Here is a 24,459-nt window from a genome sequence, read left to right on the forward strand (position 1 = left end):
GGTCTTTTTATTCATACACTTTTAACTTGGAGCTTTGTTCTTCAGACTTTTATCGGTATATACTATTCATACCGTTTAAACAATAAATGAAATTAACCCAAGAAGGTGAGAGAATTGCTAAAAGATAATAAATTTATGCAGTATCTACTATTCTTTTTCATTGCATTGCTGCTGTATAAAATTGTAGATAATTTTAATATTGTGAAAGAAATGTTCAGTTATATCACATCGTTGCTTAGTCCATTTATTATTGCATTTAGCATCGCTTATATGTTGAAAACATTGATTAATTGGATGGAAAAGAAATTTCAAATGAATCGAGCTATTAGTATTCTTACCCTATATACGCTTCTATTAGGACTATCAGCTCTATCGATTACCGTATTAACACCTAAAATTGTTGACAGCATGACACATTTATTGGTTCATTTACCTACATATGTTGATCAAACTAATCACTGGCTTACCCAAAATGTTTTAAATAACCCCCTGTTTGAGCGATTTCATATAGCAGACTATATTGAATCAAATGTGCAAGAATTTTTAGATAAAACAAGCTATTATGTCACCCTTTTATTAAATAAAATCGCTTCTGGGTTTGTATCCTTAACTTCAGCAGTGTTTAAATTTATATTTGGGATCATCATTTCTGTTTACATGCTGATAGATAAGGAAAAATTTGCAGCTCGTTTTTCTCAGCTAATTGCGGCATTTACAAAAGAACATCAAACGAAAAAAATTTTAGCTGTTACTCGTCAAATTGATGAGACGTTTTCAAAATATCTAGTCGGTAAAATTATCGATTCTATCATTTTTGGTCTTCTAAGCTATATCGTCTTGTTCCTTTTAAATACGCCTTACACATTATTAAATGCTGTGATATTAGGTGTTACAAACCTGATTCCATATTTCGGGGCAATTATTGGTTCTATCCCAGCAATTGTTATTACCCTATTCGTTTCACCTTTACATGCTTTATGGGTAGGGATTGCTATTCTAGCTTTACAACAGTTTCACGGTCTTTATTTAGGACCGAAAATCTTAGGGAATAGTGTCGGATTGAATCCTTTTTGGGTATTTTTAGCCATCATTATTGGCGGAGGAACTTACGGTGCTCTCGGCATGTTCTTGGCAGTGCCTGTATTTTCTGTCTTAAAAACGATGATGGATGCTATTATTGACCAGCGTCTTCAAGCGAAAAAGCTTCTTAGTAATGGCCAGTAAAAATCAGCTAGGCATTTTGAACATACGTTTAACTTCATGCAACAAAAATTATTTTTAATTGTGAACTACTCACCACTTATCGACCTTGCGGTCTGATTGAAGTGGAAGCTTCTTGGGAACTAGATACTTTTGTTAGCTATCTATATTTACCAAGCTATAGCAAACTCCATATTGTATAGACTAATCATAGAACAATCTGTTGGCTTACGCCAACCGAAAATTCATCTCCCACTTTCATTGGGCTATGCCCTTCACATTTAGAAGTGGGAGAATTCTTTTCGGAAATCCAGTTAAAGCCTTTCCGTCTACTTAGCGTCATTTACACGATCGATTTTAATATCTTTTAATAATTCTTTCACCACGTAGCTTGCCATGATTAAACCAGCTGTTGTAGGGACAAATGCGTTTGAAGATGGAGGCATTTTCGCTTTTCTAATTTCCGCTTCATCATCTCCAACTTCTCTTCTGATATCCTCCCGAATCACAATCGGGCTTTCGTCGGAAAATACGACTGGTACGCCTCTTTTAATACCTTCTTTTCTTAACCTAGTACGAATAACTTTAGCAATAGGGTCTGTATGGGTTTGAAAAATATCGGCAATCTGAAAACGAGTTGGATCCATTTTATTTGCTGCGCCCATACTGGATATCATTGGAATGTTCCTTTTTAGACTTTCTTTTATCAAATGTATTTTATAAGTGATCGTATCGGAAGCATCAATAATGTAATCGAGCTGATGGCTAAAAAAACGCTCATATGTATGTTCTGTATAAAACATCTGCAGGGCAGTCACTTCACACGCAGGATTAATATCCATCATTCTTTCTTTCATTGTTTCCACTTTCGAACGGCCAACTGTTGACAATAAGGCATGAATTTGCCTATTAATATTCGTTACGTCAATATGGTCTTTATCGACAAGTACAATATGTCCTACTCCAGAACGAATAAGTGCTTCTGCTGCAAAGGAGCCAACACCACCCACTCCAAGGATTGCAACTGTCGCTTCTTCCAATTTTTTTATTCCTTTTTTGCCAATCGCCAATTCATTTCTTGAAAACTGGTGAAGCATCATCTCAACTCCAAACTTTTGGTCTCTTATTCATTAAAAAACAGATGCAGGCTCCTGTAATGATACGAGTACCTTTTCGTTGCCAAAAACTTTGTGTGATAAAACGTTTGCACAAAAAAAAGACGAGCCCCAATCGTGCCGTCATGAATTGCCTATGTTTTGAACCCGCTCTTCGCAGGTGGGTGTCCTGTTCCGGGCCTTATACGTCCTCTCGCAGAGGCTTGCATGCCGCCTGAAAACTTGAACTCCCTATGTTAAAAATGTTCGGTCAAAACGAAAAGGTACGATAACGTACACATCAGGACTCTTTTCTTGCTTATATTCTAGCACAATAATGATCTCATTTCAATTCTTCTTGTGTAAAAAAATCCGCCTGTACGAAACACACGATAATAGTACTATAGCAAAGGAAGCTGATTGCTTCAAACATGAATCGTTTTAATCATTTCAACAGAAAATAAAGTGAAACTTCCATCAGTGGGGGTTTTTCTTATCCTCCTTTATAGAGAGAACGCAACGTCCCCAATGCTGATTCAAGAAGCTTTCCTTATCCTGTCAGCCTGAACCAATTGGACATTTGACTTTCTGTTATTCTCACATAGCGATCTGGTTCCTATTTCTATTGAGATAAAGGTCTTGACATGATAGTTAGATATAGAAAAAAGGATCTAAAGAACCATTTTTGTCCTTTTAGATCCTTTCTTAGTTCAATCTTGCTTTACAGATAAGTGCAACGCTTCTAATTGCTCATCACTTACCTCATCAGGTGCTGCTGTTAATAAACAGCTAGCACTTGCTGTTTTTGGAAAAGCAATCGTATCACGTAAATTGCTTCTTCCAGCTAACAACATCACGATTCGGTCTAGACCAAGTGCAACACCACCATGCGGAGGAGCGCCATATTCAAATGCTTCCATTAAATAGCCAAATTGTGCTTCCGCTTCTTCCCTTGAAAAACCAAGCACATCGAACATTTTTTCCTGCAGGCCACGTTCAAAAATACGCAGTGACCCTCCACCAAGTTCATATCCATTTAATACCAAGTCGTATGCTTGAGCACGGACTTCACCAGGATTGGTTGATAGTTTCTCAATATCTTCTCGTTCTGGCATTGTAAATGGATGGTGAGCAGCATAATAACGGCCATCTTCTTCGTTGTATTCTAATAATGGCCAATCAGTGACCCATAAGAAATGAAAAGCTGTTTCATCGATTAACTCTAAATCTTTTCCAAGCTTTAAACGAAGAGCTCCAAGACTATCAGCGACAACTGCTGGTTTGTCTGCAACAAATAAGAGCAAGTCGCCAGGGGCTGCGTCAAGCGCTGAAAGGAGCTGCTGTTGTTCTTCTTGGAAGAACTTTGCAATTGGACCTTTCAAGCCATCTTCTTCTACCTTTAGCCACGCCAACCCTTTTGCTCCATAAACAGCGGCATATTCTCCTAAACCATCAATATCTTTTCGAGAATAGCGAGAAGATGCTCCCTTGACATTAATCGCTTTAACTTGGCCTCCGCTAGCTACTGCATTGGCAAATACTTTAAATCCTGATGATGCTACTATTGTAGATACATCAATAAGCTCTAGTCCGAATCGAGTATCTGGCTTATCTGATCCGTAACGGCTCATTGCTTCCTGGTAAGTCATTGTGGGAAATGGTGTTTGAACTGTTATTCCTTTCACTTCCTGCATCAATTGTCCCATCATTGCCTCTACCATCTTCATGATATCAGCTTGACTCATAAAGCTGACTTCAATATCAATTTGGGTGAATTCTGGCTGCCGGTCCGCCCTTAAATCTTCATCACGGAAACAGCGAGCAATTTGATAATATTTATCAACTCCAGCCGCCATTAATAGCTGTTTGTAAATTTGTGGAGACTGTGGAAGTGCATAAAACTTACCAGAATGAACACGGCTTGGAACTAAATAATCACGTGCTCCTTCGGGTGTACTTTTCATTAAAATAGGCGTTTCGATATCAATAAAACCTGCCTGATCAAGAAAATGACGGATTGATCTTGTTACATGATGGCGCATGATCAGTGTTTCCATCATTTCCGGACGCCGTAAATCTAGATAACGGTATTTTAAACGAATATCCTCGCCAACATCTGTGTTGTCTTCAAGTATAAAAGGCGGCGTTTTCGATTCATTAATGATTGTGACCTGTTCGACTTGAACTTCAATTTTTCCCGTACGCAGGTTTGGGTTTACTGTCGCTTCATCGCGTGCTACTACTAGTCCTTCAATAGATAATACATATTCATTCCTAACCTTTTCAGCTGTTTCCAATGCCTCAGAAGAAACTGCAGGATTAAACACAATTTGAATAATGCCAGATCGGTCTCGAAAATCTATAAAAATCAAACCGCCTAAATCGCGGCGTTTTTGAACCCAACCTTTCAGCCTAATCCTTTCACCAATATTTGCTTCTGTTACTTCACCACAATAATAAGTTCTCCCAAACAATATGATGCTCCTCCTTTATTTACATAGCTCTGTAAATGCTTCTATAAAGTTGTTTAAAGACAGGACAGTTTGTTCCCCATTTTCCATCTTTTTAACTGTAATCGTTCCTGCTTTTAATTCATCTTCTCCTAAAATCGCAGTGTAGGCGGCTTGCATACGTTCTGCTGCTTTGAACTGTGCTTTCAGTTTCCGGCTGATATAATCTCTCTCTGCAGAGAAGCCTGCTTGGCGCAACTGCTGCAAAAGCGCAACAGAATAATCTTTCGCTTCCTCACCTAAAGCCACAATATAACAATCCAAATGCTCGTTAATAGGGAGTTCGATTCCTTCTGCCTTCATAGCGGCAAGCAATCTTTCCATGCTTAATGCAAAACCAATTCCAGGTGCTGAAGGTCCGCCGAATTGTTCGACTAATCCGTTATAGCGTCCACCCCCGCAAAGCGTTGTGATCGCTCCAAATCCTTCTGCCTCACTCATAATTTCAAAGGCCGTATGGTTGTAATAATCCAAACCACGGACAAGCGTTGCATCGACCTCAAAATCGATTTGAAGCAATTGTAAGTAATCCTTCACTTTTTCAAAATATTGTGTTGACTCTTCATTAAGGAAAGTTAATATCGAAGGAGCATTCTTGATCAACTCATGATCACGATCTTTTTTACAATCCAATATCCGCAGTGGGTTCCGTTCTAAACGATTTTGACAATCCAAACAAAACTCGTTAATTTTTGGCTTAAAATGTTGAATCAGTGCTTCACGATGAGCCTTTCGACTCGTTGGATCTCCAAGACTATTGATAACAACCTTTAATCTTTTTAATCCTAAACTTTTGTACACTTCCATAGCCAAAGCAATTACTTCAGCATCAATAGCAGGATCTTGGCTTCCTAATGCTTCTACTCCAAATTGAACAAATTGCCGATAGCGGCCTGCTTGCGGTCTCTCATAGCGGAACATCGGTCCGACATAATACAGTTTGACCGGTTGATTAGGCTGGCCGTACAATTTATTCTCAACAAAAGACCGAACAACAGGAGCTGTACCTTCTGGTCTCAGTGTTAAACTGCGATCACCACGATCCTTGAAAGTGTACATCTCTTTTTGTACAATATCAGTTGATTCGCCCACTCCTCTTTGAAATAATTCTGTTTGTTCAAAGATTGGCGTTCTAATTTCTTTATATTGATATTTTTGGCAAATATCCCTTGTTTTTTCCTCTATCCATTGCCATGCTTCGACTTGTCCTGGCAAAATATCTTGCGTTCCACGCGGTATTTGAATGGTCATTGCCGCTGTCCCCCTCATTTTTTGTAAAAAATAAAAAACCCTCCATCCCTTGTGTAAACAAGGGACGAGAGTTAGATCCCGTGGTGCCACCCAAATTGAAGTATATACTTCCACTTAGACAGTTAACGCCTGTAAACGTCCTATTTCTACTAAGGGCGTCCCTTTTCAAAATAGAAACCTGTGAAGTGTTCTTTCATGAAGATGCCATGTAGAAATGCTTTCAGCCTAAGGCATTTCCTCTCTTTTCAGGTCATACAGCATTACTTTGCTTCATTAACGGTTCCATTGATGAATGTATGTAAAAATGCTATTATTTATATTATCATACGAGTGTAGTGATACAATGTCAAGACGAGGAACGTTCGATTTTCTTTTTTAACCGACTAATTTCTTGAGGAGACAAATGAAACTCTAATGCTGTATGACAGCTCTCTTTCTCAATCCATTGCTGTTGAAAATCCTGTTGAAACAATTGACTGCTTCCATCTGCCGCAAACTGATTTTTTTCATGACATCTCAATCCTTATCCTCCTCTAGAAAAATCTTACCATCTTTCTGGATTTCAAAAGGATTTTACCTATAAAATGAGAGGTCTCTGCAAGAGTTTCCCAAAAAGTTCCTGAAAAAAAGAAGCGCAGCTTGTGCACATGGTTCACTATTTTGCACACCTAGACTTTTAATCTTTTTAGTATCTACTTCTCACAATTAGGATGATAAAATCCTATCTTATTTCCATGATGTTTCAAATGTTGATTTAAGAATTTTTAGTACATCGTAAAATGGAAACTATTTTCTTAAAATAGGTGATATAGAATGAATAAAAAATTTATAGCACTCGTCATTGTACTTTTTTTTATTATTTCTTGGAGTATATACCTGACGAAGCGATCATCGGCAACTCCGAATATGTTGACAATAGAAACGGATGTCTTAAATGTAAGGGAAGGTCCAGGATTATCATACCCTGTTATCGGACAAGTTAAACGGGGAGAAACGTACAAAAAAATGAGTGAACAAAATGATTGGTACAAAATCAACTACTCTTCCGACAGCAATGGCTGGGTAGCGGGATGGCTCGTTCAAGAAGATACAGACAAAAAAGCTGCAGTGATAGAGGAAGAAACAGAAAGCAAAGAAAGCTATGTCACTATCCTAAGCAACAAGACAAATATCCGCAGCAAGCCCGGAACAGATTCAGCTGTTGAAATGGTCGTAAATGAAGGGGAAACTTTTACGATATTAGAAGAAAAGAACAATTGGTATAAAATAGCATTGCCTGACAATAAAATTGGCTTTGTTGCAGCATGGGTTGTGCACGTAACAAAAGATATAAACAAGCAAGAAGTGCCTCCAATCTCGAAGGCAACAATTGTCCTTGATCCTGGCCATGGAGGGCACGATCAAGGAACACAGGGATATAAAGGGACTCGAGAGAAAAATGTAACAATTAAAACAGCCAAACTTTTAGCTAAGAAACTTGAAAAAACTGGTGCAACTGTCGTTCTTACAAGGGAAGAAGATGAATACGTTGAATTATCGGCTCGTGCAAGTTTAGCTGATGAATATCGAGCAGATGCCTTTATTAGCATTCATTATGATAGTGTAGAAAATGATCCGAGTGTAAATGGCTTTACAACCTATTACTTTCATAAACGGGATGAAAAGCTCGCAAAAACGATTCATCAACAACTATCCCAGCATATTTCCATTAAAGACCGCGGCGCACGTTTTGGCGATTATCATGTCATTCGTGAAACTGCCCAGCCCTCTATACTCTTAGAGCTTGGCTATTTAAGCAACAAAAAGGATGAGGCGATGATCAATTCAAAAAGATATCAAGAAAAGGTTACCACAGCAATAGCTGAAGCACTGACTCAGTATTTCGGAAAGTGACCATGGCACTAAACAAAAAAGAGAAAGGCGACTCTATTAGTCAGCCTTTCTCTTTTTTAATAACGATAGCTTTCTAGCGGAAACATTATTTTAAAGAACCATTTTCACTTTCCAAAATCAATGTAACAGGACCGTCGTTTGTTATTTTTACTTCCATCATAGCCCCGAACACACCTGTTTGGAGAGGGATTTGTTGAGCGGACAACCGCTCATTAAAGTGGTCATAAATTGCTTCTGCTGGCGCTGGCTTTGCTGCATTCATAAAGTTGGGGCGACGCCCTTTTCGACAATCTCCAAAGAGCGTAAACTGAGAAATAGAGAGAATTTCACCGCCCACTTCCAACAAAGAGAGATTCATTTTTCCACTTTCGTCTTCAAAAATACGCATTTGAGCAATTTTGTCAGCCAGTACTTCCGCATCTTTTACCGTATCTGTATGGGTGACGCCAACGAGAAGAACAAAGCCGCTTTTTATACTGCCAACGACTTTTCTATTCACAGTGACACTTGCTGCTTTACTTCTTTGTAGTACAACCTTCATAACATATAAAACCCCTTTAATTCATAATTCTTTTCACAGCGTAAATATCCGGAATTTGCTTGATCCTTTCCACTACTTTTTGAAGATGATTAATATTATGAATAGAGATAGCTAAGTTAATCGTTGCTCGTTTGTTGCGGTCTGAGCGGCCAGATACCGCTGTTATCGTTGTATTCGTTCCATTTACTACTTGCAGCACTTCATTAAGCAATCCATGCCGATCATATCCATATATCTCGATCTCAACGTTGTATTCTTTTTGCTCGCAAGTATCTGTCTCCCATGCTACCGGAATAAGGCGATTGCGAATTTCTTGTTCTTGACTAATGTTAGGACAGTCAGAACGGTGAACAGAAACCCCTCTTCCCTTCGTGATAAAACCAACAATTTCATCACCTGGAACTGGTGTACAGCATCGAGATAAACGAATGAGCAAGTTGTCCACTCCTTCTACGGTCACTCCTGCATCGCGGCGCCGCAGCCTTGGCCGGCTATTCAGCTCTTTTAATGTTTCTTTCACTGCTTCTTCTTTATCTCGTTCTCGACGTTCTTTTTCGGTAAGGCGGTTGGCTACTTGAATAGCTGCAATGCCGTTATAGCCAACAGCTGCAAACATATCATCTTCATTGGAAAAGTTGAATTTATCTGACACTTTTTTAATATTTTCCGCTGTCAAAATTTCTTTCAATTCAAAATCTAAGTTGCGAATTTCTCTTTCGACCAATTCTCTGCCTTTCTCAATATTTTCCTCTTTACGCTGACGCTTAAAAAATTGCCTGATTTTATTTTTCGCCTGCGAAGTTTGGGCAAGCTTGAGCCAGTCCTGACTTGGTCCATAAGAGTGCTTTGATGTTAAAATATCTATAATATCTCCAGTCTGCAGTTGGTAATCTAGGGTAACCATTTTTCCATTAACTTTAGCGCCAATCGTTTTGTTGCCGATTTCCGAATGGATGCGATAGGCAAAATCGATCGGTACTGAACCGGCAGGCAATTCAATAACATCGCCCTTTGGAGTAAATACAAACACCATATCAGAAAACAAGTCAATTTTTAATGATTCCATAAATTCCTCTGCATTCGCAGCTTCATTTTGAAATTCAAGAATTTCTCTAAACCATGATAGCTTTTTATCAAAAGAAGTTTTGTTAACAATCGCCTTTCCTTCTTTATAAGCCCAATGAGCAGCCACCCCGTATTCAGCGATGCGATGCATGTCAAAAGTGCGAATTTGCACTTCAAGCGGCTCCCCTTTTGGTCCGATGACGGTTGTATGAAGCGATTGATACATATTTGGTTTTGGCATTGCAATATAATCTTTAAAGCGTCCTGGCATCGGCTTCCAACATGTATGGATAATGCCTAAAACTGCATAGCAGTCTTTGATGCTATTCACAATAATCCTTACTGCTAATAGATCATAAATCTCATTAAACTGTTTATGCTGCAGTACCATTTTTCGATAGATAGAATAAATATGTTTTGGCCGGCCATAAAGCTCCGCTTGGATGGATACCTCTTCTAATCGTTCACCGACTTCCCCAATGACATCTTCTAAATATTGTTCACGCTCTGCTCGCTTGCGTTTCATGAGATTGACAATTCGATAATACTGTTGCGGATTTAAATACCGTAATGCAGTATCCTCAAGCTCCCACTTAATTTTAGAAATACCAAGGCGATGAGCAAGAGGTGCAAAAATTTCTAGTGTTTCATTGGAAATGCGCCTTTGCTTTTCCAAAGGCAAGTGCTTTAACGTTCTCATATTATGGAGACGATCGGCAAGCTTGATTAAAATCACACGAATATCTTGCGCCATTGCAACAAACATTTTGCGATGATTTTCAGCCTGCTGCTCCTCCTGAGATTTATATTTTATTTTCCCAAGCTTCGTAACGCCATCAACAAGCATCGCCACTTCAGCATGAAAATGATTTTCTATTTCTTCCAAGGTGACGGATGTATCCTCGACAACATCATGCAAAAACCCAGCAGCAACAGTAGCAGGATCCATTTCCAAATCTGCTAAAATACCTGCCACCTGAACAGGATGGATAATGTAGGGCTCTCCTGACTTTCGGTATTGATCTTCATGCGCTTTTTTTGCAAATGCATATGCTTCTTGTACCAATTGCACATGTTCTTTATTTAAGTATTTACTTGTCCGCTCAAAGACCTGTTCAGCTGTAAAAATAGGATCTTTTGTCATAAATGTAATCACCTTAACATCCTTTATTTTCATCAGTAATATGATAAAACTACACGTAACAAAAAATAATAATAACTACTTTTAAATGATTATTACTATTATCGAAAAAAAAAAGCAGAAAGTAAAGAGGCAAGTATAGAGAGCATGATATATAGATGAAAAAGCACTCGCAAATGAGTGCTCTTTTCCTCGGTTAATAAGGAGCATCATATAAAAGAAACCATGCGTTCTAGCGCCACCTGTATCTTTTATCCATCATAATACGTTAAAACGTCATTAAAGTAAAAGTATCGTATCCTTTTAACTTTTCTCTTCCATTTAAGTAAGATAATTCTATTAAGAAAGCAATACCTGCTACAACTCCACCCAATTCTTCTACGAGCTTAATGGTAGCTTCGATCGTTCCACCAGTTGCCAAAAGATCGTCTGTAATTAAAATACGCTGTCCTGGCTTTACTGCATCTTTATGAATGGTTAAAGCATCCTTGCCATATTCTAATCCATAGGTCACTTTAATTGTTTCCCGAGGTAATTTTCCTTCCTTGCGAACAGGCGCAAAGCCTGCACCAAGTGCATAGGCAACTGGACAGCCAATAATAAATCCTCGCGCTTCGGGTCCAACAACCAAATCTACTTCTTTTTCACGTGCATATGCCACAATTTGATCAGTTGCATATCGATAGGCTTCTCCGTTATCCATTAGAGTGGTTATATCTTTAAACTTAATTCCCGGTTTAGGCCAATCTGGAACGATTGTAATATAATCTTTCAAATCCATACTTCCACTTCCTCCTCGTGTGTCACGGACCATTGGGTTTTTTTATCAAACCAATGCTTTAATTCATGGCAGGTTGAATATAACAATTCATTCTCTAAAGCAAATTGCGATTGCTTTTGCTGGTAGAGAAGAGATTCCGATAAATCTCGCTTTCCTTGTACAGACCTCAAGGAAATAATCCCATCCTTCATTGTAACAAATTCTAACTCAAAAAACACTTCTGACATAAAATGAATCGTTTCCAGCGACCAGCCGCGAAATCGGGCAAGCTCATCAGCATATCGTTTCAGATTAAAGCTTTTTCGCTTAGCTAAGAAACCATAAAACCATTTAAAATGTTCTCTTGTTGGCATTGTACTAAAAAAATGATGTTCATCATGATAAAAATGAGCATATATACGTGATGGTGCTCCTCCAATCAACATTTTTTCCAACAAATTCATACTTGGAGGCAAATCACAAAGTACAAGATTCGTTTCGGCTGGATCAAAAGAAGCGGCTATGTTCTCGTCAGTTACATATAATACTTCATTTTCATATGTAGATAATGGCAGTTTCTCAAAAGTGTGTTGCTGAAAGACAATAAAGATTCTCTTATTATCTGGAATGTTTGACATCCATTTTTCATACTGCTTATTGCCCCGTACATCAAATAATTGCCATTCTGAAACAGCGATATCCTTTAAAAAAATTTGTGGTTTTTTAATATTGTTCCATTCATTCACAGCTAATTCGCCAATGACGGAAGCTTTTGCTATCGGGGATAGATGGTCGGCATATTCCCCCATTCCAAAACCAACGGCGTCTAAAACATGATCATGTTGTTTCAACATTAGCTTTAAATGATTCCGATTACTGCCGATTTTGCGAATTTGGTCAAGGTGAAGCTGCTCAATGAAAAAGATTGGCTTTGGGTTATGCATTCCGAAAGGAGCAAGTAATTCTAGCTGCTGGATACTAGCTAAATCGATTTCTTCCAAATCAATCTTTGCATCTAGTTCTGCTATTGGCACATAGTCCTCTGCTTGCAATTGTGAAGCTGCTAGTTCATTTAGCTGCTCTCTTAGTGCATCAACATCTTTAATAGATAATGTCATGCCTGCCGCCATCGTATGCCCACCAAAATGGGGGAGTATTGACCGGCATTTTGATAGGTTAGCAAACATGTCAAAGCCCTTTATACTGCGAGCAGAACCTTTCGCAGTCTCTTCATCACGATTATAGCTAAGAATAATAGTAGGGCGATAATAGCGTTCTACTAGTTTAGAAGCTACGATTCCAATGACACCAGGATTCCATCCTTCTTTGCCAAGTACAATAACATGTTGTTCTTCCATTGCAAGTGATTCAACCATGTGAAACGCTTCATCAGCAATTGCTTGCACCATTTTTTGGCGTTCTTTATTCATTAAATCAAGATTCTCCGCTAAAGTCATTGTTGCTTCCACATTTGCTGCCATTAATAAATCAACAGCTGGAGCAGCATGATCTAAACGGCCAGGAGCATTCAAACGCGGACCAATCATAAATCCAATTGTATCTTCATTAATGTCTTCTATGTTTATCCCTATCACTTCACATAGCGCTTTCATGCCATGACAATCTGTCGTTTTTAATTTTTTCAGTCCCTTTTTCACGAGCAGACGATTCTCCCCATTCAATGGTACAAGATCCGCAATCGTTCCAATGGCAACCAATTCGGTCAATTGCTCAGGCTCTTTGCCAAGTAACGCATGTGCCAATTTATAAGCTACTCCAACACCTGCAAGCTCCTTAAACGGATATTGTCCGGCTGGATGCTTTGGATGAATAATAGCAAAGGCTTCTGGAAGCACTGGTCCAGGTTCATGATGATCAGTAATAATAAGATCAATCCCAAGCTCTTTAGCCACTGCCGCTTCATGAACAGCAGCAATTCCATTATCGACCGTAATAATCAAACGAAATCCTTGCTCCGCTGCTTTTCGAAAGGCTGCCTCATTTGGACCATACCCTTCAGAAAAACGATTAGGTATGTAAAAGTGAACATTTGCATGTAAGTATTGTAGAGCCTTCATCATCAGTGTTGTGCTTGTTACACCATCCGCATCATAATCGCCATAAATAAGAATCTCTTCTTCATTTTCAATCGCTTGTTTTATTCTTTTTACCGCCTTGTCCATATCAAAAAAAAGAAAAGGATCATGGACTTGTTGTTCCTCCATAAATAAAAAACGCCTTGCTTCTGAAGGCTCTTCAATGTTTCTATTTACTAATAGCTTGGCAATAAGCGGAGGAACTTGCAATTCATTTATTAATAACTCAACTTTTGCAGGCATTGCCGTTTGCACATTCCAGCGTGTCTTCGGCTTTAACATTTTCTCACCCCTCCATCACTTCATTATACAAAAGCCAAACGGCTGATTCAATCAATTGCATGAGAGGTTATTTTTCTTAAAATCTTGTAATCACTCGTTTATGTATGATAGCAGCCGCTTTCATTGTCATGCACTGCTTTTTTATCATGTAAGCTCAAATCAATCAGACATTTACTGATATAAGGAAGTGTGAAGTTAGAGTTGTGAAAAAGATACATTTCTTATTTCCCAACTCATAACTAAAGTGTTATTTATAGGATAAATACAAATTAAAAAAGGTATCTATACTTTCTGTTACAGCATCTTTATAGCGAACATCTCCTTATAGATTAGCTATCAAAGATAGTCTTTCTTTCATATTTAGGTTCACTTCTCCTCGGTATAAAAATTTTAACGATATACTGCTGAAATGTTTATTTAACGGTTGGCGGCTCTTCTATTGCTGATGGTTCTTCTTCCGTTTGCGGCAGTTTTTCAGCTTGACAATTCGCTAAATCTTTTGTTAATTGTTTTAGTGTTTTCTGCAAAGCATATATCCGTACTAAACCAACGGAGCCAATAATGATGCCTCCCATAAAAACGGATCCTAAGATGACAAGAATCAAAGGCCACTCTGCTTGTCCAAATAAATAGTTGACAGTAACAGGCTCAACGTTAATAACTGCAAAAATGGCTACGATTAACGCAAACAATATTCCAAATAACATCGTCCATTGAAACTTCATAATCATTCCCTTCCTTTCTACTTGATAGCTTATCGTTTTGACAGCATATGTTCAAATAATTCATCAATGCTTTGACAACTTTGCAATACGTGTCGTTCTTAGAAGCTTTGCTAGATCAACAAACTGATATAGTAAAGGAACCACAGTTCATCCTGTGGTTCCTTTACTTAGCGGCATCGAAAGTACGTCGTATTCGACAAAGTACTTATACTTGTGGTTCATCGGTCCATTTTTTCTTCTTCTTTTCCGTCTTAATCGGACCATGCTTTTTCAGCTGGCGATTTTTAAAGACGAGCCACAGTTGTGCTGCAATGAAAATAGAAGAGTATGCTCCTGCAGTCAATCCTACTAAAAGCGCGATTGAAAAGCTGCGGATCGATTCACTTCCGAAAATAAGCAATGCCACAACGGTGACAATGACAGTTAAAACTGTATTTATAGAACGAGTGAGTGTTTGTCTTAACCCTTGATTGACAACATCTGCGATATCCTGATACGTTTTAAAACGCCGTTTTTTCCGCATATTTTCACGGATTCTATCAAAAGTAACAATCGTATCATTAATGGAGTAACCAATAATTGTTAAAACCGCTGCAATAAATGTTAAATCAACCTCAATTCTTGTAGCACTGAAAAAGGCGATAATGGAAAAGGCAGCAAATAACAATGCAATAACAGCCGATAACCCCATATAAAACTCAAATCTAAAAGCGACATAAAGGATCAGGCCAATGGAAGCAATAGCAACTGCAAATAACGCATTCTTCGCTAATTCTTTCCCTACAGTTGGAGAAACGGTGCTAACATTTGGTTCAGATTCATATTTCTTAAGAAAATGAGATTTAAAGCCGGCAATTTCATCTTTTGTTAGCACGCCTTTATACGTGACAACAGCTACATCTTTATTGTTGCCAGATAAAATAATTTCGTCCGCATCCATATCAAGCGAGTCCAATTCACTTTTAATTTCTTCGGTCGTCAACTGTTTATTTGCCATAATCTCGACACGAGTTCCACTTGTAAAATCAATACTTAGATTCAAACGGAAAATCATTAGTAAAATACAACCAATGATCACGATGGCCGATGAAAGAATAAAGAATTTGTTTCGATGCTTTGCAAAATCAAAGCGATCCCAGCGTGTCGGAAGATCGTGGGTATCATAGTTCTCAGACAAGTCTTTTATGTCACTTTTCTTTACACCAAACCAGCCTGGTTTATTTTTAAATATACGGCTATTCACCCATAAACCTAAAAACAGTCTTGAGCCGAAAACTGCGGTCAAAAAGCTTAGTAAAATACTAACAATCAGCATGGTTGCAAACCCTTTTACAGAGCTTGTACCATACATAAATAACACAGCTCCAGCAAGCAAAGTTGTCACGTTCGCGTCTAAAATCGTTAAGAATGACGATTTATTTCCCGCATGGAATGCAGAGCGCAATGATTTTCCAACCTTTATCTCTTCTTTGATCCGCTCATAGGTGAGAATATTCGCATCAACGGCCATGCCAATCCCTAGTATAAGTGCGGCAATACCAGGTAGTGTAAGTACACCATTCATTAGGTCAAAAACAAGTAAAATGAGATAAATATAAATAGAAAGCGTGATGGTTGCAATAAACCCTGGGAAACGGTAGTAAACTAACATAAAGATAAAAATGATCGCAACACCAATGATCCCAGCAAAAATAGTTTTATCCAGCGCTTGCTCCCCAAACTTAGCACCAACAGAAGTAGAATAAATTTCATCTAACTTAACAGGGAGAGCTCCTGCATTTAACAGATTGGCAAGCTCTTTCGCTTCATTTACTGTAAAATTCCCTACGATGGAAACAGTTTCTTCGTGAAAAGCACGGTCAACATTGGCACTGGATATAAATTTAGGATTAGGGTTCTTTATTTCATTCACATAAGAATCTTTACCCTCTTCGAAATCAAGCCAAATCACCATTTGATTTTGTGGATACATACTAGCGATTTTTTGTGTTACATCGCGAAATTTGTCACGATCCTTTAATTTCAAAGAGATGCTTGGACGATTTTGATCATCAAAGGTTTGTTGTGCGCCACCTTCCACTAAATCAGAACCATTAAGCAGCAAGTTGTCGTTCACATCACGAAACGTCAGTTCTGCTTGCGTCGATAAGATCTCACGAGCTTGGTTTTGATCTTCAACACCAGCAAGCTGCACACGAATTCTGTTTTCTCCTTCAATTTGAAGGTTTGGTTCACTAACGCCAAGAACATTAATCCGCTTATCAAGTGCATCTTTAGTATTTAGCAGAATATCGTTGTTGATTTTTTGGCCATCTATTGGTTCAACTTCATAAAGCACTTCGAATCCGCCTTGAAGATCGAGGCCAAGCTTGATATCTTTTATAATCCCTTTGGTTGTTCCTCCCATCAAACTCGCAAATAAAATTACGATTAGAAAGAAGGCAAGTATTCGACTTCTTTTTACCATTATGTATGAAATCCTCCTTGCAAATTTAAACACGGAATGGCTTCGTTATTTAAAAAGAAACATCACCTTATTATGAATGACAAAAAAAAAGCTGTCAATTATTCTTAAAAAGAATGAATCACTTTCAGCTTAAAACAGTTTGCTTCAAAACTTGAAAGAAAGCAAAAGTGTAAGAAACGGAAATATTAATATATCTGATCTGCTCATTTTTGAGGGTTTAACAATTCTTGCATCTCTTCACTTTCAATATTAGCGAACAAATTGGGAGAGCGAAATGCTTCGACTGTTGCAAAATTCATATAATCTCCAATTTTAAGAGACAATATGTCCGCAACTAGCTGATAGAGCACAGGTGGGCAATCCATTTTTCTCCATTTTTTCTTCGTTAGATAGTCCCATAACTCTTCATGCTTCACTTTTCCATAACCTAAAAGTAAAAATTCCTCCGCTTTGCTGGCTAATGCAGGCTGCAGTAGTTCGTAAAATTCATCAGATGGATGTGTGCTTTCATGCTTCACAGTGTGCCACTCCTTCCCGATAAAATTCTTTCTAATAACTTTTGTTGATGAAGTAGTCTAATAACTTGTCATGCTTTGTCCTTCTTCATGCATATACTTTATTAAATAGCTTCGTTATCAGTTCATGTCTGTAGCGTTATTCATTTTCTCTAGCTGCATTGCCTATTTTACAAGCCCTTATAATAACATATTTCATTTCAATAAATTAATCATAGCACATGTTTTGACATTCAGCACGTCAAAAAATGTTGTTAATTGGGAGCCAATTGGTGCTAATCTTTCCAGTCTGCAAGCAGTAAACTCCTGTATATATAAAATAGTCAGCAAATGGAACAAAAAAGGGAGCTTGACGATAATGGGCTGATATGCTGTTTTTTTAAGCTGTTATATCAATGAGAGTAATGTTTGATTGTATATAGGTCTATTCTATTTTGAGAAGGCAGGGAATACAATGTCAAAGTTTTTAAAAGGAACGATGATATTAATTTTAGCAGGGTTGATTACACGTGTACTTGGTTTTATCAATCGCATTGTCCTTGCACGCATCATCGGAGAGGAAGGTGTTGGTCTATACATGATGGTTTTTCCAACGCTGATCCTTGTCATCACAATTACCCAGTTAGGCTTGCCAATCGCAATTTCTAAATGTGTAGCAGAAGCGGACGCAAAGGGTGATCAACAGAAAGTAAAAAAAATACTTGCAATTTCACTTGCCATCACCATCTCCCTTTCTATTATTTTTACACCAGTATTGATGGGAGCTGCGTCCATTTTGTCCAAAACTTTATTTACAGATCCAAGAACATATTATCCGCTCATCGCTATTACACCGATCATCCCAATCATTGCGATCTCTTCAGTTATTCGCGGCTATTTTCAAGGGAAACAGAATATGAAGCCTGCTGCATATTCACAAGTGTTAGAGCAATTAGTACGCATCGCACTTATTATTGTATTAACGAAATCCTTTCTGCCTTATGGTATTGAATTTGCTGCCGCAGGTGCGATGGGAGCCTCTGTCATAGGGGAGCTTGCTTCACTTCTTTATTTATTTACTGTTTTTAAAATCAAAAAAACATTTCGGGTGCGACGAAAATTTTTTAAGTCCTTGTACGGGGGAAAACGAATTTTACAAGAATTGATGACTGTTGCTTTGCCAGCAACAGGAGGGCGATTAATCGGTTCTATTTCTTGGTTTTTAGAACCAATTGTAGTCTCCCATAGTCTAGCGCTTGCTGGTTTGACTGCTGCCGCTGCTACTAAGCAATACGGTCTATTAACAGGATACGCTTTGCCGCTTTTAATGCTGCCATCATTTATTACACACTCATTATCCACTTCACTAGTCCCAGCTATTAGTGAAGCAAACTCACAAAAAAATGTTTACTTGGTAGAATACCGCTTACAACAAGCATTGAGATTTGCTTTATTAACTGGTGGTTTATCTGTAGTTGTTTTATACGTTTTTGCAGAACCATTAATGACTATCATGTATGGTTCTACAAACGGAGCACAATTCGTCAAGTTAATGGCTCCTTTTTTCATTTTTCATTATTATCAAGGACCGCTTCAAGCAGTATTACAAGCCCTTAACTTAGCACGTGCTGCAATGATAAACAGCTTAATTGGTGCAGCCGTGAAAATTGCCGTTATTCTTGCACTGGCTTCCCTTCCACAATTCGGTATAGAAGGAGCAGCGCTTGGAATTGTAACTGGAACATTACTCGTAACACTCTTACATTTTACAACCGTATTAAAACAGATTCAATTTACAGTTTACCTACTAGATTATGGGAAATTCTTTATAGCCATTTTGTTGACTGGATGGTTAGGACATATGTTTTTTACCCATTTTTACACAGAGCACTCGCTGATACTGCGATTACTTCATGCAATAATCTGGACAACACTGTTTTATCTTATTTTACTGTTTAGCTTTCGACTCATAAAAAAAGAGGACCTTTCAAGAATCCCCTTTTTAAAATCATTTTTTTAAAGAGAGAATTCCTGTTTCATATTAACAACCAATCCATTTATTATTTACTTTAGAATTGGCCTTATTTTTTAGACAAATGGACAAAAAACTTCCCATTTTCAAAACTACAAAACGAGATATCAGAAATTTGATGATAACCTAATTTCCTCAGTTCTCGTCTTAGCCATTGCTCTGTTTTATCTGTTAATTTCAAGTTATCATCTTGAATCCTTCCACCTAAAATAAGCGGCAGCGTATAGGATCCAGGTTTTCTTTTATTTCCTTTTTCAAAAACAGACAAATTACCAGTTGTTTCTAAAATTGCAAATTCGACATCACTGATATTTCGAATATTTTGTTGCCGCAATTGTGTGAGCAAGTCATCATAATTATAGCGCTGCTTTCGCATTTCTCTTTCATTAATTTTACCATTTCGGATAATGACGCTTGGCTTTCCGTCTACTAAGTAACGAAAAAATGTGCTTTTCAAAGATAAGTAAGCCATGCCAATTTGAATTAACAGTAGGACAATCATAGGAACAATTGTATTCAATAATGGATCGGTATGCTGTTCAATCGAAACGACAGCCATTTCACCTATCATAATAAATATGACTAAATCTAGAATACTGAGTTCTGCGATTTCTCGTTTTCCCATTAAACGAAAAATAATGAGTATAACGGCATATAGTAAAATAGTCCGAAAAATGATAATTAGAAATTTTTCCAACTTACTTCCTCCTAAAAAGTGTTGTTTATATGTAGTATGTGTAAAAAAAGAACGGTCAATAAGGTAAATTTTGTTATGAGCTTACAAAGTGCACTGTCCGTATCGTTTTAATGGTGGGGAAACATGAAAGAATCAGATAGAAATGTTTAGAATCCCCTTATTTTTTAAGGAAGTCGTTAGAAAAAAGAAAAAGATGCTTCTATATTGATCTACTGCTGCATATGCTTGGACAAAAGGGATAGAAGATAGCTCTAGTAGAGGTATTCGTAAAAGGGGGGGAAAATCATCGAGTCAAGAAATTTAGGAATCGCAATATTATACGGAATGGTGACTATTTTTGGTTTAATTATGATATCTAGTTTTATTTTTTCATTTATTCTGCGTTTTTCAAGTGTACAAGAAGATGCGATCCATTTGTTCGTCATGATTGCGGCCTTTGTAATAATGTTTGCAGGTGGCTTTATAGCCGGAGGGAAAGGAAAACAAAAAGGGTGGTTTCTTGGAGCAGCAACTGGCGTCATCTATACAGCGATTATTTTTCTTTTTCAATTCTTAGCGCATGACAGCCTCTTTTCTTTAGAACAGCTTTTATACCATGTCTGTTATATACTTACTATCATGATGGGAGCAATTCTAGGTGTAAATATACACGGGCATGAAAGAGGCTAAATTAGATGGTCTTACTGCAATTAGGATAAAAAAGAGCTCCAAGTGGATCACAGCAGCTTGCTCTACATCGCTGCCTCTATCGCTAGTATTTCTCGTCCCTCTTTAGTGTCTGGATGGTTGCTTTTAAGATTCAAATTTCGGGAAATTCAGGAGAGAGGCATTTGTTATTATATAATGAGAGATTCAAGTTCTTAGATAATGAAAAAATTACTTCGTTTAAATAAAGTGAAACTTCCATCAGTGGGAGTTTTCTCTCATCCCCTACTGATGAGAAGTAGAACAAAGGCTAAGATCGCAACGTCCTGTTGCAACGCCTTTGTGACCGACATCCTGTCGGCCCGAACCAATCGGACATTTACTGGCAGTATCCCCACCTAGAGTTCTTCGAGTCCTCTTACTCTGAAGGTGGGGGTCTTACTGCCAGTTAGATGTGGGATAAAAAGAAAAAGAAGCATGGTCACAAATTGTGAAATGCTTCTTTGCAATGTTTATTGAGTGCCTCCTGCTGATTCAAGGACATCGCGAATAGCAGCTCTATCATATGTAAGTCGAGTACTATCTCCGCATTTAATAACGACCTTGCCTTCATCTAAAGCGTCAACTAATCCGTGAAGTCCACCGATCGTGACAATTTTATCTCCTTTTTGCAAATTGCTTTGCATTTGCTGTACTGCTTTTTGACGTTTTTGATTCGGTCGAATAAGCAAGAAATAAAATAAAACAAACATCAATAAAATTGGTCCTAATGTTGCTAACATGCCATCCATTTATTTCCCTCCTTTGTATTTAGAAATTTTTTGCATTTGGCTTATTAAAACCATACTGCTCAAAAAAAGCTGCTTTGAAGTCACCGAGTCGATCTTCACGAATCGCTTGTCTGACTTGCTTCATTAATTTTAGCAGAAAATAAAGATTATGGTAAGTAGTAAGTCGAATTCCAAACGTTTCGTCACATTTAATTAAATGCCTAATGTAAGCTCTTGTATAGTTTCGGCATACGTAGCAATCGCAATTTTCATCAAGTGGACGAAAATCTCGAGCATAGGCAGCATTTTTTACTACTAGGCGCCCATTGCTTGTCATGAGTGTTCCATTTCTTGCAATGCGCGTTGGAAGTACACAATCAAACATGTCTACTCCAAGAATTGCGCCATCTATTAGGGAATCAGGCGAACCAACTCCCATTAAATATCGCGGCTTGTTTGTAGGTAGAAGCGGTGTTGTGTATGCAAGCACCTCATTCATCACATCTTTTGGCTCACCAACAGATAAACCGCCAATTGCATAGCCTGGAAAATCTAAAGAAGTTAAATCTTTTGCGCTTTGTATTCGTAAATCTTTATATGCACCGCCTTGAACAATACCAAACAGTCCCTGTTCTTTTGGCCTAGCATGTGCTTTTAAGCATCTTTCCGCCCAACGAGATGTTCGCTCGACCGATTCCTTCATATACGCATGTGTTGCTGGGTAAGGTGGACACTCATCGAACGCCATCATAATATCTGGACCCAGTGCATTTTGCACTTGCATTGATACTTCTGGAGATAAAAACAGCTTATCACCATTTAGATGATGACGAAAATAAACGCCTTCTTCTTCAATTTTTCTAAAATCACTTAAGCTAAAAACTTGAAAGCCACCTGAATCCGTTAAAATTGCTTGATCCCAGTTCATAAATGCATGAAGACCACCTGCCTCTTGTACAATTTCGTGACCTGGGCGAAGCCAAAGGTGATAAGTATTACTTAAAATAATACCAGCTCCAATTGCTTTTAGTTCTTCTGGAGACATTGTTTTGACAGTTGCAAGCGTCCCCACCGGCATAAACATTGGCGTTTCAAATGATCCATGTGGTGTATGAATCATTCCAAGTCTGGCGCCAGTCTGCTTACATGTTTTTATTAATTCATAAGTTATCGCAGCCAATTTATTCTCTCTGCTACTGAATGGACATCTGCTATTGACATACTTTACTGAAGCCGTGATGGAAAAAATTAACCTGATCATTAGGAAAAAGCTTCCTTACGCTCTTAACTCATAAAAAATACAATACATACAGATGCTTTATTATCTTCAGTAACAGATTCACCTCCTTATCAATTCTCATCATTTATTACGAAGAGGTTGTGTGAACTACTCACCACTTAATGACCTTGCGGTCTGATTGAAGTGGGAGCTTCTTGGGAACTAGATACTTTTGTTAGCTATCTATATTTACCAAGCTATAAGGGCAGTCCCTGCCCCTAGAGAAAATACCAACTACATGGCGAGTTTCAGCAAATTTTTACTTGCATTTACGTCTCTATCGTGATGGCTATTACATTTTGGACGAGTCCACTCACGAAGATTTAGGTTTTTTACTTCTTTATTTTGGTAGTCACATTCAGAACATAATTGACTACTTGCATCGTTTTTTGAGGTGGGGGTCTTCCTGCCAGTTAGATATGGGATAAAGCATCCAACATCCAAAGTTTATCCAATGTTTGTATTTTTCAACACTTATTAATAAATAAACATTGCATCTCCAAAGCTAAAAAAGCGATACTTCTCCTGAACAGCAATCTGATAAGCGTGCAGTACGTTCTCGCGCCCTGCAAAGGCACTGATCAGCATAATGAGCGTTGACATCGGCAGATGGAAATTTGTGATCATGCCATCAATCGCTTTAAATTCATAGCCAGGATAAATAAAAATCGACGTCCACCCACTTTGGGCGATAAATTTGCCTTCATGTTCAGAAGCAACCGTTTCTAGTGTTCTTGTAGAGGTTGTTCCTACGGTCACAATACGCCCGCCATTTACTTTAACGACATTTAGGGTTTGAGCAGCCTCTTCCGTCAGCTCATAGTACTCTGCATGCATCTCATGTTCTTCAACCTGTTCTGCACTTACAGGCCTAAAGGTTCCTAAGCCAACATGAAGCGTAATAAACACAATTTTAACACCTTTCTTCCGAAGCGTCTCTAACAATTCATCAGAAAAATGCAAGCCTGCCGTTGGCGCTGCAGCCGATCCCCGTTCTTTTGCGTAAACTGTTTGGTAACGGTCGCGATCTTCCAATTGGGCTTTTATATAGGGAGGAAGGGGCATTTCGCCCAATTTTTCTAGAACTTCATAAAAAATACCTTCATAGGAAAATGCCAATAGCCGTCCGCCACCTGCTTGTTCTTCCATACATGTGGCTTTTAGCTTTCCATCTCCAAAGATGATTGTCGCTCCTGGCTTTATCCTTTTTGCTGGTTTCACTAAAGTTTCCCATGTATCTTCATTTACTTGTTTTAAAAGCAGCACTTCTATTTTTGCTCCTGTATCCTGCTTTACTCCGAATAGTCGGGCAGGCAGCACTTTTGTATTATTTAAAACGAGGCAATCGCCTGCTTCTAAATAATTTGGAAGTGCTGAAAAACTTTCATGGGCAACAGCTCCTGTTTTCTTATCGAGCATCATTAAACGGCTGGCAGTTCTATTTTTCAGCGGTTTTTGTGCAATTAAATCTTGGGGCAAGTTAAAATCAAATAATTCGAGCTTCACGAGTGTCCACC

Annotated in this window: 19 protein-coding genes, 1 other RNA gene, 1 pseudogene and 1 other annotated feature; of the genes and pseudogenes, 4 read left to right on the forward strand and 17 right to left on the reverse strand. The window is 38.2% G+C overall.

Annotation, left to right across the window (positions count from 1 at the left end; translation table 11 throughout):
• Positions 1 to 114: 114 nt before the first annotated feature.
• On the forward strand, positions 115 to 1,224 hold the full coding sequence (locus J2S08_RS00530) for an AI-2E family transporter (RefSeq protein ID WP_307225614.1): 1,110 nt from the start codon (positions 115 to 117) through the stop codon (positions 1,222 to 1,224).
• A gap of 305 nt (positions 1,225 to 1,529) precedes the next feature.
• Here J2S08_RS00530 and J2S08_RS00535 read toward each other — a convergent pair whose 3' ends face one another.
• From J2S08_RS00535 to J2S08_RS00555, 5 genes are all read right to left on the reverse strand, one after another.
• Positions 1,530 to 2,297 carry a tRNA threonylcarbamoyladenosine dehydratase gene (locus J2S08_RS00535; protein ID WP_307225615.1) on the reverse strand — a complete coding sequence of 256 codons (768 nt, stop codon included), beginning with the start codon at positions 2,295 to 2,297 and terminating at the stop codon, positions 1,530 to 1,532.
• Between the two features lie 122 nt (positions 2,298 to 2,419).
• Positions 2,420 to 2,605: non-coding RNA, 6S RNA (gene ssrS, locus J2S08_RS00540), on the reverse strand.
• 399 nt (positions 2,606 to 3,004) lie between these two features.
• Entirely contained in the window at positions 3,005 to 4,768 is a 1,764-nt protein-coding gene (aspS, locus tag J2S08_RS00545; protein ID WP_307225617.1) for an aspartate--tRNA ligase, read from the reverse strand.
• 15 nt (positions 4,769 to 4,783) lie between these two features.
• Complete coding sequence (gene hisS, locus J2S08_RS00550) at positions 4,784 to 6,055, reverse strand: histidine--tRNA ligase (RefSeq protein WP_307225620.1); 1,272 nt, start codon at positions 6,053 to 6,055, stop codon at positions 4,784 to 4,786.
• A gap of 57 nt (positions 6,056 to 6,112) precedes the next feature.
• Positions 6,113 to 6,341, reverse strand: a binding site (T-box leader).
• Positions 6,342 to 6,401: 60 nt separating this feature from the next.
• A complete protein-coding gene (locus J2S08_RS00555) occupies positions 6,402 to 6,575 on the reverse strand; it encodes a hypothetical protein (protein ID WP_307225622.1) in 174 nt (57 codons plus the stop codon).
• Between the two features lie 293 nt (positions 6,576 to 6,868).
• On the opposite strand from J2S08_RS00555, the gene J2S08_RS00560 reads away from it, so the two are divergent.
• On the forward strand, positions 6,869 to 7,948 hold the full coding sequence (locus tag J2S08_RS00560) for an N-acetylmuramoyl-L-alanine amidase (RefSeq protein WP_307225624.1): 1,080 nt from the start codon (positions 6,869 to 6,871) through the stop codon (positions 7,946 to 7,948).
• A gap of 85 nt (positions 7,949 to 8,033) precedes the next feature.
• Here the strand turns inward: J2S08_RS00560 and dtd are convergent, their stop codons facing one another.
• From dtd to J2S08_RS00595, 7 genes are all read right to left on the reverse strand, one after another.
• Positions 8,034 to 8,489: a D-aminoacyl-tRNA deacylase gene (gene dtd / locus J2S08_RS00565; protein WP_307225625.1), complete on the reverse strand. Its 456-nt coding sequence runs from the start codon at positions 8,487 to 8,489 to the stop codon at positions 8,034 to 8,036.
• A 16-nt stretch (positions 8,490 to 8,505) separates the two neighbouring features.
• Complete coding sequence (locus J2S08_RS00570; RefSeq protein ID WP_307225627.1) at positions 8,506 to 10,698, reverse strand: RelA/SpoT family protein; 2,193 nt, start codon at positions 10,696 to 10,698, stop codon at positions 8,506 to 8,508.
• A gap of 265 nt (positions 10,699 to 10,963) precedes the next feature.
• Positions 10,964 to 11,476 (reverse strand): adenine phosphoribosyltransferase, encoded by a 513-nt coding sequence (locus J2S08_RS00575; RefSeq protein WP_307225629.1) that lies wholly within the window; start codon positions 11,474 to 11,476, stop codon positions 10,964 to 10,966.
• A complete protein-coding gene (recJ, locus tag J2S08_RS00580; RefSeq protein ID WP_307225631.1) occupies positions 11,467 to 13,833 on the reverse strand; it encodes a single-stranded-DNA-specific exonuclease RecJ in 2,367 nt (788 codons plus the stop codon). Before recJ ends, J2S08_RS00575 begins: the two co-directional genes overlap by 10 nt.
• A 413-nt stretch (positions 13,834 to 14,246) precedes the next feature.
• Positions 14,247 to 14,558 carry a LapA family protein gene (locus J2S08_RS00585; RefSeq protein WP_307225633.1) on the reverse strand — a complete coding sequence of 104 codons (312 nt, stop codon included), beginning with the start codon at positions 14,556 to 14,558 and terminating at the stop codon, positions 14,247 to 14,249.
• Positions 14,559 to 14,763: 205 nt separating this feature from the next.
• Entirely contained in the window at positions 14,764 to 17,025 is a 2,262-nt protein-coding gene (gene secDF, locus J2S08_RS00590; protein ID WP_307225635.1) for a protein translocase subunit SecDF, read from the reverse strand.
• Between the two features lie 203 nt (positions 17,026 to 17,228).
• Positions 17,229 to 17,543, reverse strand: a complete 315-nt coding sequence (locus J2S08_RS00595; RefSeq protein ID WP_307225637.1) for a post-transcriptional regulator — start codon at positions 17,541 to 17,543, stop codon at positions 17,229 to 17,231.
• Between the two features lie 451 nt (positions 17,544 to 17,994).
• On the opposite strand from J2S08_RS00595, the gene spoVB reads away from it, so the two are divergent.
• Positions 17,995 to 19,539: a stage V sporulation protein B gene (spoVB, locus tag J2S08_RS00600; protein WP_307225640.1), complete on the forward strand. Its 1,545-nt coding sequence runs from the start codon at positions 17,995 to 17,997 to the stop codon at positions 19,537 to 19,539.
• 61 nt (positions 19,540 to 19,600) lie between these two features.
• Here the strand turns inward: spoVB and J2S08_RS00605 are convergent, their stop codons facing one another.
• Positions 19,601 to 20,248: a DUF421 domain-containing protein gene (locus J2S08_RS00605; protein ID WP_307225642.1), complete on the reverse strand. Its 648-nt coding sequence runs from the start codon at positions 20,246 to 20,248 to the stop codon at positions 19,601 to 19,603.
• Between the two features lie 312 nt (positions 20,249 to 20,560).
• Between J2S08_RS00605 and J2S08_RS00610 the strand changes: the two genes are divergently transcribed.
• On the forward strand, positions 20,561 to 20,917 hold the full coding sequence (locus J2S08_RS00610) for a TIGR04086 family membrane protein (protein ID WP_307226134.1): 357 nt from the start codon (positions 20,561 to 20,563) through the stop codon (positions 20,915 to 20,917).
• A 488-nt stretch (positions 20,918 to 21,405) separates the two neighbouring features.
• Here the strand turns inward: J2S08_RS00610 and yajC are convergent, their stop codons facing one another.
• From yajC to queA, 4 genes and pseudogenes are all read right to left on the reverse strand, one after another.
• Positions 21,406 to 21,684: a preprotein translocase subunit YajC gene (gene yajC, locus J2S08_RS00615; protein WP_307225644.1), complete on the reverse strand. Its 279-nt coding sequence runs from the start codon at positions 21,682 to 21,684 to the stop codon at positions 21,406 to 21,408.
• A gap of 19 nt (positions 21,685 to 21,703) precedes the next feature.
• Entirely contained in the window at positions 21,704 to 22,843 is a 1,140-nt protein-coding gene (tgt, locus tag J2S08_RS00620) for a tRNA guanosine(34) transglycosylase Tgt (RefSeq protein ID WP_307226135.1), read from the reverse strand.
• Positions 22,844 to 23,176: 333 nt separating this feature from the next.
• Positions 23,177 to 23,335 (reverse strand): annotated as a pseudogene (locus J2S08_RS00625) (zinc ribbon domain-containing protein); the annotation flags it as partial.
• A gap of 84 nt (positions 23,336 to 23,419) precedes the next feature.
• The gene (queA, locus tag J2S08_RS00630) at positions 23,420 to 24,448 is read right to left on the reverse strand and encodes a tRNA preQ1(34) S-adenosylmethionine ribosyltransferase-isomerase QueA (RefSeq protein ID WP_307225646.1); all 1,029 of its coding nucleotides are present in this window, start codon (positions 24,446 to 24,448) and stop codon (positions 23,420 to 23,422) included.
• Positions 24,449 to 24,459: the final 11 nt, after the last annotated feature.

It is taken from the genome of Bacillus chungangensis (assembly GCF_030812995.1).
Classification (GTDB): Bacteria; Bacillota; Bacilli; order Bacillales; family Bacillaceae_C; genus Bacillus_CF; species Bacillus_CF chungangensis.

Bases quoted from the DNA above. Each gene is read 5' to 3' on its own strand.
- J2S08_RS00535 (WP_307225615.1), bottom strand. From the start codon at position 2,297: ATGCTTCACCAGTTTTCAAGAAATGAATTGGCGATTGGCAAAAAAGGA.
- hisS (WP_307225620.1), bottom strand. From the start codon at position 6,055: ATGACCATTCAAATACCGCGTGGAACGCAAGATATTTTGCCAGGACAA.
- J2S08_RS00560 (WP_307225624.1), top strand. From the start codon at position 6,869: ATGAATAAAAAATTTATAGCACTCGTCATTGTACTTTTTTTTATTATT.
- dtd (WP_307225625.1), bottom strand. From the start codon at position 8,489: ATGAAGGTTGTACTACAAAGAAGTAAAGCAGCAAGTGTCACTGTGAAT.
- J2S08_RS00570 (WP_307225627.1), bottom strand. From the start codon at position 10,698: ATGACAAAAGATCCTATTTTTACAGCTGAACAGGTCTTTGAGCGGACA.
- J2S08_RS00575 (WP_307225629.1), bottom strand. From the start codon at position 11,476: ATGGATTTGAAAGATTATATTACAATCGTTCCAGATTGGCCTAAACCG.
- recJ (WP_307225631.1), bottom strand. From the start codon at position 13,833: ATGTTAAAGCCGAAGACACGCTGGAATGTGCAAACGGCAATGCCTGCA.
- J2S08_RS00585 (WP_307225633.1), bottom strand. From the start codon at position 14,558: ATGAAGTTTCAATGGACGATGTTATTTGGAATATTGTTTGCGTTAATC.
- secDF (WP_307225635.1), bottom strand. From the start codon at position 17,025: ATGGTAAAAAGAAGTCGAATACTTGCCTTCTTTCTAATCGTAATTTTA.
- spoVB (WP_307225640.1), top strand. From the start codon at position 17,995: ATGTCAAAGTTTTTAAAAGGAACGATGATATTAATTTTAGCAGGGTTG.
- yajC (WP_307225644.1), bottom strand. From the start codon at position 21,684: ATGGATGGCATGTTAGCAACATTAGGACCAATTTTATTGATGTTTGTT.